Here is a 10754-nt window from a genome sequence, read left to right on the forward strand (position 1 = left end):
GGCGGGACGCGGGGCTTCCGGGGCCGAAGAAAGTGGAGATATATTCTCCGAAACGACGAGGGTCAGTGTCCTCGGGGGCGGCAGAGGGGGAGGTGGCAGGAAATGTTCGCACCGAGTGGCTGGGCCATGCCTGTCCCGGGTGCCGGTGCGCCTTCTGGGGGCGTTGTCAGTGGGCGCGGGCACACTGGCGGCATGGACTCGATCTCGCCCGCCGCCACCGATGTGTCACCCACCTCCCCTGTCTGGGTGGAGTCGATGGGCGGGCCCTTGATAGTTGTCGGCCGCAGCGGTGCGCAGGCACTGGTGCCGGCGGACGAACCGGCCGGCAGTCGCTATCTGCCGGAGCGCCGAGCCTTCCTGCGGTGGTTCGGCGCCGATTCCGAGGTCGGCCTGAGGGCGGCGGTGCTCGCGGACCCCGTCACCCCGTGGGAAGAGTGCGGCGCATGGGTGTCGGACGGCCCGGCCGTGCTCATGGACTCCGCCGAAGCGGGTGCCGACCTGGGTGTCGAGTATCCCGGTGGCGGGTTGCCCGCCGAGGCGCCGGTCCCGCTGCCCGCCGGCCGCTGGAGAGTTCGGGCCGTCCATGTCAAGGCGGACGAGGGGCACCGGGTCGGCCTGGTCCACCTGCTGCCCGCCGAGTCGTCCGCCTGATCGAGGAGCGTGGCTACAGGTGACGAAGGCGGAGCCGGGCGCTACGACGTTCTGCCGGGCTCCTCCGCGTCAGTCTCCTTGCCGGGAGCGCCTGTTGGGCCCCCGTCGGGATCCGCGGCATGCTCGGCGCCAAGCTGGTCGGCGGCCCAGCGCGCCCACTCCTGTTCCAGGACGCGTTGGCGAATGCCGTGTTCCAGGACGAGTCTGCCGCACATGGTCAGCATGTCCTTGTCCCAGTCCTCCGTGTCCCGTAGGGCGACAAGGGTGTCGTGCTCCTTGGCCGAGGCCTCCGCGTGGTCGAGGAGTCGCTGTACCGCTTCCTCGCGCGGCAGGAGTCCCAGGAAGAAGGTCTGCAGGAGCATCGGGTTGCGCTGCGGCCTGCTCTCCCGGCTCTCGGTCAGCCAGCGCACCGTCTCCGCGTGCCCTTCGGGGGTGAGCGAGTACTGCTTGCGCCCCCGGGGGCCCTCCTCCGTCACCTTGATCAGGCCCGTCGCGTCCAGCTTCGTCAACTCGCCGTAGATCTGGCTCTGTTTGGCGGGCCAGACGTAGCCGAGCGAGGTGTCGAACATCTTCAGCAGGTCGTAGCCGCTGCCGGGGCGGAAGACGAGGAGGCCCAGGAGGGCGTTGCGGAGGCTCATGCCGACAACCCTAACCCGTGTCACTCCAATATTGACAGGTCGAAAACTACCCCTGCGGATTCTGTGTGCCGGGCAGGGAGGCCGCGTGGAGGTCGGGCGTGGTCGTGAACGTTCGTGCAGGTAGGGCCAGTTCGAGTTCGCCGGGACAGTGCGGCGGTGGACTTTCGTTCAATATTCCGACCTTGACATGTTGTTTGCGGAGCATCTAGCTTCCACCTGTCAAAGTTGGAACGTCGAACTGCGAGGAAACTCATCGTGGGCATCATGGGCTATATGCGTGGGTTCGTCCCATGGATCGTGGCGGGCTTCGTCTCCGCCGTCGACTGGCGCTGGGGGGCGGTGGCCGGCTGTGTCTCCGGCCTTCTGCTGCTACTGCAGGACCGGCGCAGGGGAGTGGCGATGGACGCGATGGTCCTGGAGATCAGCACCGTCATCTACTTCGTCATCATCGGGGCGATCGCCTTCAGCTCGCCCGACTCGTCCGTCCAGGACCACAGCGACGTCCTTTCCTTCGTGTGGCTCGCCGGTACGGCCTGGGGCAGCATGGCTCTCCGCAGTCCCTTCACGCTCGGGATCGCCCGCCGGCAGACGCCCGAGGAGTACTGGAACACCCCGGGATTCCTCTCCGTCAACAACGCCATCACGGCCGCCTGGGGAGCCGGGTTCACCTTCATCGCCGTCGTACTGGCCATCAGCAACGCGACCGACGCGCCCGCCTGGGTCGGTATCACCGCCCATGTCGTCGGCCTGGTCGCCCCCGCCGTCTTCACCTCGATCTATCCCAAGCGGGTCCAGGCGCGCCTCGAAGCCCTGCTGGCAGCGGACGCCTGACCGTCATCCGAAGGAAATTCCCTGTGAGTACAGACAAGACCCCTCCGCACCTCGCCGGAAACTTCGCCCCGGTTCCCGACGAGATCACGGTCACGGAACTGAAGGTGACCGGAGCCGTCCCGCCGGAACTCACCGGCTGGTATCTGCGCAACGGCCCCAACCCGCACGAGGCGGCCTCGGCCCACTGGTTCACCGGCGACGGGATGGTGCACGGAGTCCGCCTCGACGGCGGCAGGGCGACCTCGTACCGCAACCGCTGGGTCCGCACCCCGACCCTCGCCACGGGCGCCCAGGTCTACGGCCGGGACGGCGAGATGAACCTGGCCGCGGGCGTCGCCAACACCCACGTCATACGGCACGCGGGCCGCACCCTCGCCCTCGTCGAGACGTCCTTCCCGCAGGAGTTGAGCTGCGAGGCCGGGCGCGAACTGGACACGGTCGGCCCCTACGACTTCGACGGACACCTGCGCACCCCGATGACCGCCCACCCCAAGACCTGCCCGGTCACCGGTGAGCTCCACTTCTACGGGTACGGAGGGCTGTCGGCGCCCTACCTGACCTATCACCGCGCCGACGCCAGTGGCGAGTTGACCGTCAGCCGGCCGATCGACGTCCCGGCGCACACGATGATGCACGACTTCTACCTGACCAGGAACCATGTCGTCTTCATGGACCTGCCCGCCGTGTTCAGCATCGAGCGGGCCATGGATCCGAACGGAGGCATGCCGTACGTCTGGTCCGACACCTATGGAGCCAGGCTCGGCGTGCTGCGCCGGGACGACCCGCACGGGGACATCCGTTGGTTCGGCATCGACCCGTGTTACGTCTTCCACACCCTCAACTCCTTCGAGGAGAACGACGGTCGGCGTCTCGTCCTGCTGGGCATGCGCTACCTGTCGCTGCGGGACGGCGTCACCGTGGCGACGGCTGCCCACCTGTGGCGGTGGACGATCGATCTCGTCACCGGTGCCGTCGCGGAGGAGCAACTCGACGACCACCCGGGCGAGTTCCCCCGCATCGACGACCGACTCGCGGGCCTCCCGGCAGACTTCGGTCACGCGACCGCGGCGCCCGTCCCGGAGCTTCCGCAGTACGACCCGGACGAGTCGCGTGCCGCGATCCACCGGTACGACCTCCGCAAGTCGAGCGTGGCCAGCCACTACTTCGCTCCGGGACGCTTCCCGGGCGAGGCGGCCTTCGCCCCCGCCGACGACCAACCCGGCGGCCCCGGCTGGCTCATGACCTATGTCTACGACGCCTCGACCGACCGGAGCGACCTGGTGATCCTCGACGCCGACAACCTCGCACGGGAGCCGGTGGCCACCATCCACCTGCCCCGACGGGTACCCGCCGGATTCCACGGCAGTTGGCTGGCGGACGCCTGACCCACGTGAACGGTGAACCGTCCTCCGGGCCCGCGTGCCCGGAGGACGGCTCCCGCCGAACGGCCGTGAGGAGCCGGACGGATGCCGGAAGGGATCGTGTGATGGGGGAAGGCGACGAAGCGGCGTGTCTGGAGGACGTACTGCTGACGCGCGCGGCCCAGTCCGGTGAAGTCGCCGCGCTGGGGCTGTTGTTGGAGCGGCACCGGGACGGGATGCGCGCGGTGGCCCTGAGCATTCTGGGGCCGGGTGCGGACGCCGACGACGTGATGCAGGACGCGGCGCTGACGGCGCTGCTGCGGATCGGCGATGTCCGTGATCCGGCGGCCGTGGGGGCGTGGCTGCGGATGATCGTGCGCAACGCCGGCCGGCTGCTGCTGCGGGAAGCGGTCCTGGTCCGGCCGGTGAGTGAACTCCCGGTGGTGGCAGCGCAGTTGGGTCCGGAGCAGTGGCTTGAGCGGAACGCGCTCCGGGACTGGGTCTGGGAAGCTCTTGCCGAACTCTCCCCGGCCTTGCGGATGCCCCTGCTGCTCCGCTACTTCGCCGCCGAGGTCACCTCGTACGAGCGGATCGCGGTCGCCTGCGGGATTCCGGTCGGCACGGTGCGCAGCCGGCTGAGTCAGGGCCGGGCCAAGATGGCGACCGCCCTCGCCGCCACGGCGGACACCCCGCATGGCCCTGCCGAACAGCGGATCCGCGCGGGACGCGTCGAGGCCTGCGAAGTCCTTGCCGCCGCCGACGGATGTACGGTCCCCGCCTCGGCCCGGACCGGCGTTTCACGGGCCCGGTTCAGAGTTCCGCGCTGAAATCCTCGCTCAACTCCCCGAAGTAATGGCCCTCTTCGATGTCCGGGACCAGCGCGGCGTGCGTCGGCTTCCATCCGGTGCGTTGTCGGGTGAGCGCGCTCGACGCCGGGTTGTCGAGCGAGACGAACGGGGCCAGGAAACCGGCGAAATGCCGACTCGCCTCGTCGGAGGTCAGGCTGACGGCCGGGACCTGCAACCGGCGGCCGATGGCTCGCGCGACCTCGCCGAACGGCACGCCCTCCTCGGCGACCGCGTGGAGCCGGGTGCCGGCCGAGGCGGACTCCAGCGCCAGTCGGTACAGGGTCGCCGCGTCCCGTCGATGCACCGACGGCCACCGGTTCGATCCGTCCCCGACGAACGCGGACACGCCCGTCGTACGAGCGACGCCGATGAGAGCCGGGATGAAGCCGCGTGCATCCCCTCGGCCGTGCACGGTCGGTGCCAGCCGTACGGAGGACGAGCGCACTCCGTGCTCGCTCAGCGCGAGAACGGACAGTTCGACCTGGAGCCGTGGGGCCGTGACGACGGTCGGGACAGTGGGGGTCTCCTCGGTGAGCAGCTGCCCCGGGGTGCGGCCGAGGACCCCCGAGGTGACCACGAACGACTTGTCCGTGCCTGCCAGTTCGGCACCGATCGCCTCCACGGCGGCCAGCTCGGCTTTTGCGCGGGCGGCCGGGTCGGTGGTCTCGGCGATGTGCTGGTTCGCGGCGTAGACGACACCGTCCGCCGCCGCGGCGCCGGCGCGCAGGCTGTCGACGTCCGTGATGTCACCGCGGTGCACGGCGGCGCCGGATCGCGTCAACACGTCGGCGGCCGACTCCGAGCGGGCGAGGCCGACGACGTGATGCCCGGCTCCGAGGAGTTCACGGACGACCGCGGATCCGATGTAACCCGTCGCGCCCGCAACGAAAACACGCACAGTGGAGATCCCTCAGATCGGTCCGGGTCGACCCGGCGGCGGAGGGCGGCGGGCTCGCGGACCACGTTAGGAACGGCGGTGCGCGGATGTCCAAGGCCTGTGCGGCATACGGCGATACGCGGCAGGCATGACCTGGGGGAGGGGACGGCGCGAGACGGCTACGGCGCCGGAACCCATGACCTCGGGTCCCGGCGCCGCGTCGTCCTGTCCGCCTGTGATCCGTCAGCCCGTCACGAACGGCCTCGACCGTTCCATGTGCCTCAACGTGCCGACGGCACAGGTCAGTTGATGTGGTAGCTGTCTCCGTAGACCTTCCAGGACAGCGGCGTGTTGAGGTCGAGATTGCCGTTGCGGAGGAAGACGCGCTGTTCGGTGTCGACACGGGTGGTGTCGCTGTGGGCCTCCTCCTGCTGCATGGCCCACACGCGTGCGTCGAGGAAGGCGTTGAGATACGTCGTCTCGTTGCCGCCCTGGGCCGGCGGCTTGGCCGAACGCAGGGCGCGGGCACGGATGTTGCGGAAACTGGTGGGGTCGTCGCCGTCGCCGTGCATGACGATGGCGTCGTAGTACGTGAACTGGCCCAGGACACGGAGCCCGTCGGTCTTGCCCTGGCTGACGGCCGGGTTGAAGTACACGCGGTCGCGTTCGTCGTTCTGCGCCTGCTGGAACACCGTGTCCTGCGCCGCCGTGCGCCAGTCCTTCGGGAAGTTCGGGTCGAGGCCGGAGTGCGAGTCGGTGCCGTTGACCGAGCGGAGCGCGGGCAGGTACTTGGCGAGGACGTTCCCGGGCTTGCGGCTCGCGTAGAGCTGGACGAGGTCGAGCATGTCGCCGGTGCCGGAGCAGAAGCCGATGATCCCGGCGGTGTAGCCGCGGCCGTCGCCTATGTCCTCGATGTACTTGTACTGGGCCTTCCAGTCGAGCGAGGAGTTCTCCGCGCTCGACACCAGCTGCATGGCGATCTCCTTCTTCGCCGGGTCGTCGAGGCCGACAGCCCGGACCGCCGGAGAGGCTGCCGAGGCCTGCGGAGTGCGCAGCAGAGGTACTGCCGTGAGCGACACGCCGAGGAGCGCGAGGAGGGTCCGGCGCGAGGGGCTCGCCGGTTCGGGGGTCGCTGAGGCACGGAACGGGTGGACCACTGGGACTCCAAATGGTGGTGGGGGGTCGGGAGTTGGTCATGCCGCCGAACTGATAGGAAACTTAACTATCAGAGGTTCGACGGAGACGGCACCCACCGGGAGCCAAGTTCGTAGATATGAACGAGAGTCGTGTGTCTGTGCGAGGGCGATGCTTGACGGTTTGCCCGCCCTTGTCGCGCCGGCCATAGGTCGAGGGCCGATCACCTGGGCGGCAGGAAGCGTGCCCCTGGCAGGGGCAGGCTGCGAATGGCCGACGGCAGCACACTCACGTCGTAGCAATCACGTCCCGGCACTCACGAAAAGGGAACCACCATGTCTGCGCTGTACTCCACCGAGGCCCTGTCGACCGGCGACGGCCGCAACGGCGAAGTCCGTTCCCTCGACGGCGTGTTGGACGAAGTCCTCGCGGTCCCGAAGGAGATGGGCGGCCCCGGCGGCGACAGGACCAACCCCGAGCAGCTCTTCGCCGCCGGCTACGCCGCCTGTTTCCACAACGGACTCCGCCTGATCGCGGGCGGCCAGGGCGTCCGACTGGGAGCCTCCACCGTCCAGTCGAAGGTCACCCTGCTCGCGCTGGACACCGGCGGCTTCACCCTGGCCGTGTCGCTGACCGCGCACCTGCCCGGGCTGGAGCAGTCCACCGCCGACCAGTTGGTGAAGGCCACCCATGAGGTGTGCCCCTACTCCAACGCCACCCGCGGCAACATCGACGTGACCCTCACGGCCACGGTGTAACAAGGAGGAACGAGAACCTTCAGGCCTCGCGCTTCCCGACAGCGCGAGGCCTGCGGGCATCGGGCGGAAGCTAGTATGCGGCTGCCGAAGATCAGGAGACGCCATGGCACCAGGGACAGGACGCGGCGCGGGAGCCGCACCGCGCAGTGTGGACGTGGCGCGCCTGGCGGGCGTGTCGCAGAAGACGGTGTCCCGGGTCATGAACGACGAGCCGTACGTCTCCGCGGACGTACGCCGTCGGGTCCTGGCGGCGGCCGAGGAACTCGGCTACCGCTCGAACAACGCGGCCCGCGCGCTGGCCTCCGGACGCACCCGTTCCATCGGCGTCGTCACGCTCGGAACCGCTCTCTACGGCCCCGCCTCGCTGCTCATGGGCGTCGAGCGAGCCGTACGCGACACCGGCTACGCACTCCGTGTGGTCAACACCATGGAGGGCGAGTCGGCGGGCATCGCCGGTGCCGTCGACTCGCTCCTGGACCAGGGTGTGGACGGCATCGTCATCTCCGAGCCGATCGACGAGGAGGACGGCGCCGACCTGTCGGCGCGGGTCGACGTGCCGGTGCTCGTCCTCGGCGCGCCCCCGCCCTTCGTCGCGCCCCATGTGGTGACGGCCGGGATCGTCTCCAGCCGCCTGGCGCGGGCCGCCACCGAACACCTGCTGGAGCTCGGCCACACCACGGTCCACCATCTGGCGGGACCCGCGCGCTGGTACTCCGCCCGGGACCGTCTCGAAGGCTGGCGGGCGGCGCTCGCCGCGCACGGCCGGGCGGAACCGCCGGTCGTGCAGGGCGACTGGTCGGCCGCCTCCGGTTACGCGGCCGGTCACGCACTGGCCGCCGACCCCGGCGTCACCGCGGTGTTCGCCGCCAACGACGACATGGCGATCGGGCTCATCCGCGCCCTGACGGAGGCCGGCCGACGGGTGCCGGAGGACATCAGCGTGGTCGGCTTCGACGACACCCCGGTCGCCGCCTATGTGACTCCGCCGCTGACGACCGTACGGCAGCCGTTCGACGCGATGGCGCGGACCGGCCTCCAGCTCCTCGTGCACGCCATCGAGAACCCGCAGGCACCCCCGCTGCCGGTGACCGACCCACCGGTCGAACTCGTCGTCCGCGCGTCGTCGGCGGCGCCGCCTCGCTAGGCTCTCCGGGCATGAGGGTCCGTCACAAGGCACGGGTCGTGCTGCTCGACCGCGGTCAGCTGGTGTTCCTGAAGAGGGGCTGGCCGGGCGGTGACTCCTACTGCACCACCGTCGGCGGAAGCGTCGAGCCCGCCGACGCGGACCTCGAAGCGGCCCTGCGCCGCGAGGCCATGGAGGAGATCGGTGCCACGATCGGTCCCGCCACCGAGTTCCTCACCCTGACCGAACCGGGCGGGACGACCACCGTCGTACAGCACTACTTCCTCGCCGATCTGCTCGACATGGACCTGGACCGCCGGCACGGTCCCGAGCTCGAGGACCCCGACACGGGCGACTTCGAACCGGTGCGGGTGGCGCTGAGCCGCCCCGCCGTGGCGGCCCTCAACCTTCAGCCGGCCGAGCTCGCCGACCATGTGCTCCGGCATGTCGAGGCTTGGGGCGCCGCCTGACGGTCGCCGTCGTGGGAAGGCCGTACGGCGATGGAGGGCCGTACTACGGGGTCAGTACGACCTTGCCGGCGACCGTGCCCGACTCGGCGAGGCGCAGGGCGTCGGAGACACGGGCGAGCGGCAGCCGGGCCGCGATCTGGGGTGTGACCTCGCCGCGCTCGACGGCCGCGAAGACCTGTGAGAGGTCGGTGCGAAGCTGGGCGCGGAACCGGTTCTTGTTCAGGGCGCGCCCGGCCCAGACGTTGAAGAAGTAGGCGTGGCGGCTGTTGGGCAGAGCGTTCCACGTCCAGACCCGGCCGAGGATCTTGAGCACGGGCAGCTGCTTGGAGCCCTCGTCGTCGCGCGTGGAGGCGCTGCCGTAGGAGACGAGGGTGCCGCCGAGGGCGAGGAGGTGCCAGGACCGGACGACGCTCGGGCCGCCGACGTGGTCGAAGACGGCGTCCACCCCGCGCGGGGCGAGGTCGCGGACCCGTGCGGCGAGGTCCGGGGTGCGGTAGTCGATGGGCTCGACACCCTGGTCGCGCAGGGCGTCGTGGTGGCGCGGTGACGCCGTACCGATCACATGCACGCCCATGGCGCGGGCGAGTTGGACCAGGACCGTGCCGACGCCGCCATTGGCACCGTGCACCAGGATCGTCTGGCCCGCGCGGACCCGGGCCTTGCGGTGCAGCATCTGCCAGGCGGTGATCCCGTTGACCACCACTGTCTCGGCCTCCGCCGAGCCGACCCCGGCCGGCACGGGCACCACGTCGGCCGCGTCGACCAGCACATGGCTGGCCCAGCCGCCGACCTTCACCAGCGCGGCCACCCGGGTGCCGACCAGGCCCGGTTCCACGCCGGCGCCGGTGCTCTGGACGGTGCCGACCAGGTCGTAGCCGGGGACGAAGGGGAACGGGGGCTGGTCGTAGTACCGGCCGCGGCGCATCTGCTGCTCGGCGAAGGAGACCCCGGTCGCCTCCATCCGGATCACGACCTGGCCGGGGCCCGCGACGGGGACGGCTCCGTGCCGGACCTCCAGGCCCTCGGGCTCGACCTTGCCCGGCAGGACGACCTCGACGAGTGCGTCGGTGGTGTTGTTCATGGCGACCTCCACTGTGAGCGAGCTGCGGCGAGCTATGTGCTTTCGTGTTCGTTATAAGTTCTAACGCACGCTAGAAGGGATCGTCAAGTGCAATCGTGATACCTTCTAACTGAAGCTTGAGCATGTAGTCCCGTGAGTGTGGAAGGCGGCCGGTCATGGCGGAAACAGGCACGAGGACTCCGCGTGAGCGCTACCGCGACCAGGTGCGCACGGAGATCAAGGACCACGCACGGGAGCAGATCGCCACGGCGGGAGCCTCCGCGCTCTCCCTCAATGCCATCGCCAAGCGGATGGGCATGAGCGGCCCCGCGCTCTACCGGTACTTCGCCAGCCGGGACGACCTGATCACCGAGCTCGTCCGGGACGCCTACCGCAGCCTCGCCGACACCTTCCGCACGGCCGCCGAGACCGGCGCCGACCTGCCCGGACTGGCCCACACCCTGCGGGCATGGGCCCTCGCCGACCCCCAGCGGTACTTCCTCGTCTACGGCACCCCCGTCCCCGGCTACCACGCGCCCGACGACATCACCGGCATCGCGTCCGAGATCATGACGCCCCTGCTGGACGCCTGCGCCGCCGCAGGGCTCTCGGACGGTCCCGCAACACCGTTCGAGACGCAGCTCGCAGACCATCGCTTCTGGGCCGGCGACCACCCCGCCCCGCCCGAGGCCCTCCACTTGGCCCTGACCTTCTGGACCCGTCTGCACGGAGTCCTCTCCCTGGAACTCGCCGGCCACTTCACCGGCATGGGCTTCGACCCGGCCGAGCTCTTCGCGTCCGAACTGGCGGAGCTGGTGGAGCGGCGGGGGGAGTGAGGCCCGCCGGGTGCGGTGGCGGGGACCGGCCCATGGCGGTCTTCGCCGCGCCGCCCAACTCCCCATCCAAGTGCGAGAGTTCTTATTGATTGGCGGCTCGGGAAGGGCTGCCAGTCAACTCCCTGCCCGGTGAACTCGGTGCAGCGGGGGAGGTCGTCCCGCGTCCC

Annotated in this window: 12 protein-coding genes; 8 read left to right on the forward strand and 4 right to left on the reverse strand. The window is 70.0% G+C overall.

Annotated elements, in window-relative coordinates; all coding sequences use genetic code 11:
- The first annotated feature begins 192 nt into the window (after window positions 1-192).
- Window positions 193-651 carry an Imm21 family immunity protein gene (locus tag OH768_RS50705; RefSeq protein WP_406464147.1) on the forward strand — a complete coding sequence of 153 codons (459 nt, stop codon included), beginning with the start codon at window positions 193-195 and terminating at the stop codon, window positions 649-651.
- Window positions 652-692: 41 nt separating this feature from the next.
- On the opposite strand, the gene OH768_RS50710 is transcribed toward OH768_RS50705, so the two are convergent.
- Window positions 693-1289: a PadR family transcriptional regulator gene (locus OH768_RS50710; RefSeq protein ID WP_406464149.1), complete on the reverse strand. Its 597-nt coding sequence runs from the start codon at window positions 1287-1289 to the stop codon at window positions 693-695.
- A 273-nt stretch (window positions 1290-1562) separates the two neighbouring features.
- On the opposite strand from OH768_RS50710, the gene OH768_RS50715 reads away from it, so the two are divergent.
- The 3 genes from OH768_RS50715 (at window position 1563) to OH768_RS50725 (ending at window position 4308) form a co-directional block, all read left to right on the forward strand.
- Window positions 1563-2120 carry a hypothetical protein gene (locus tag OH768_RS50715; RefSeq protein ID WP_406464151.1) on the forward strand — a complete coding sequence of 186 codons (558 nt, stop codon included), beginning with the start codon at window positions 1563-1565 and terminating at the stop codon, window positions 2118-2120.
- 23 nt (window positions 2121-2143) lie between these two features.
- A complete protein-coding gene (locus tag OH768_RS50720; RefSeq protein ID WP_406464153.1) occupies window positions 2144-3505 on the forward strand; it encodes a carotenoid oxygenase family protein in 1362 nt (453 codons plus the stop codon).
- 101 nt (window positions 3506-3606) lie between these two features.
- On the forward strand, window positions 3607-4308 hold the full coding sequence (locus OH768_RS50725) for an RNA polymerase sigma factor (RefSeq protein WP_406464155.1): 702 nt from the start codon (window positions 3607-3609) through the stop codon (window positions 4306-4308).
- Here OH768_RS50725 and OH768_RS50730 read toward each other — a convergent pair.
- On the reverse strand, window positions 4292-5227 hold the full coding sequence (locus tag OH768_RS50730; protein WP_406464156.1) for an SDR family oxidoreductase: 936 nt from the start codon (window positions 5225-5227) through the stop codon (window positions 4292-4294). The two genes, OH768_RS50725 and OH768_RS50730, sit on opposite strands and share 17 nt — an antisense overlap.
- Window positions 5228-5508: 281 nt before the next feature.
- Window positions 5509-6363, reverse strand: a complete 855-nt coding sequence (locus tag OH768_RS50735; protein WP_406464157.1) for a chitosanase — start codon at window positions 6361-6363, stop codon at window positions 5509-5511.
- Window positions 6364-6675: 312 nt separating this feature from the next.
- Between OH768_RS50735 and OH768_RS50740 the strand changes: the two genes are divergently transcribed.
- From OH768_RS50740 to OH768_RS50750, 3 genes are all read left to right on the forward strand, one after another.
- Entirely contained in the window at window positions 6676-7098 is a 423-nt protein-coding gene (locus OH768_RS50740; protein ID WP_406464159.1) for an organic hydroperoxide resistance protein, read from the forward strand.
- A 103-nt stretch (window positions 7099-7201) separates the two neighbouring features.
- On the forward strand, window positions 7202-8242 hold the full coding sequence (locus OH768_RS50745; protein WP_406464160.1) for a LacI family DNA-binding transcriptional regulator: 1041 nt from the start codon (window positions 7202-7204) through the stop codon (window positions 8240-8242).
- Window positions 8243-8253: 11 nt separating this feature from the next.
- A complete protein-coding gene (locus OH768_RS50750) occupies window positions 8254-8691 on the forward strand; it encodes an NUDIX domain-containing protein (RefSeq protein WP_406464162.1) in 438 nt (145 codons plus the stop codon).
- A gap of 43 nt (window positions 8692-8734) precedes the next feature.
- Here OH768_RS50750 and OH768_RS50755 read toward each other — a convergent pair whose 3' ends face one another.
- Complete coding sequence (locus OH768_RS50755; protein ID WP_406464163.1) at window positions 8735-9772, reverse strand: medium chain dehydrogenase/reductase family protein; 1038 nt, start codon at window positions 9770-9772, stop codon at window positions 8735-8737.
- 155 nt (window positions 9773-9927) lie between these two features.
- Between OH768_RS50755 and OH768_RS50760 the strand changes: the two genes are divergently transcribed.
- Window positions 9928-10587 carry a TetR/AcrR family transcriptional regulator gene (locus tag OH768_RS50760; RefSeq protein WP_406464165.1) on the forward strand — a complete coding sequence of 220 codons (660 nt, stop codon included), beginning with the start codon at window positions 9928-9930 and terminating at the stop codon, window positions 10585-10587.
- The last annotated feature ends 167 nt before the right edge of the window (window positions 10588-10754 follow it).

Source organism: Streptomyces sp. NBC_01622, from assembly GCF_045209635.1.
In the GTDB taxonomy this organism is placed as follows: Bacteria; Actinomycetota; Actinomycetes; order Streptomycetales; family Streptomycetaceae; genus Streptomyces.

Coding starts and splice junctions, on each gene's coding strand:
- OH768_RS50705 (WP_406464147.1), top strand. CDS start 193: ATGGACTCGATCTCGCCCGCCGCCACCGATGTGTCACCCACCTCCCCT.
- OH768_RS50710 (WP_406464149.1), bottom strand. CDS start 1,289: ATGAGCCTCCGCAACGCCCTCCTGGGCCTCCTCGTCTTCCGCCCCGGC.
- OH768_RS50715 (WP_406464151.1), top strand. CDS start 1,563: ATGCGTGGGTTCGTCCCATGGATCGTGGCGGGCTTCGTCTCCGCCGTC.
- OH768_RS50725 (WP_406464155.1), top strand. CDS start 3,607: ATGGGGGAAGGCGACGAAGCGGCGTGTCTGGAGGACGTACTGCTGACG.
- OH768_RS50740 (WP_406464159.1), top strand. CDS start 6,676: ATGTCTGCGCTGTACTCCACCGAGGCCCTGTCGACCGGCGACGGCCGC.
- OH768_RS50745 (WP_406464160.1), top strand. CDS start 7,202: ATGGCACCAGGGACAGGACGCGGCGCGGGAGCCGCACCGCGCAGTGTG.
- OH768_RS50750 (WP_406464162.1), top strand. CDS start 8,254: ATGAGGGTCCGTCACAAGGCACGGGTCGTGCTGCTCGACCGCGGTCAG.
- OH768_RS50755 (WP_406464163.1), bottom strand. CDS start 9,772: ATGAACAACACCACCGACGCACTCGTCGAGGTCGTCCTGCCGGGCAAG.
- OH768_RS50760 (WP_406464165.1), top strand. CDS start 9,928: ATGGCGGAAACAGGCACGAGGACTCCGCGTGAGCGCTACCGCGACCAG.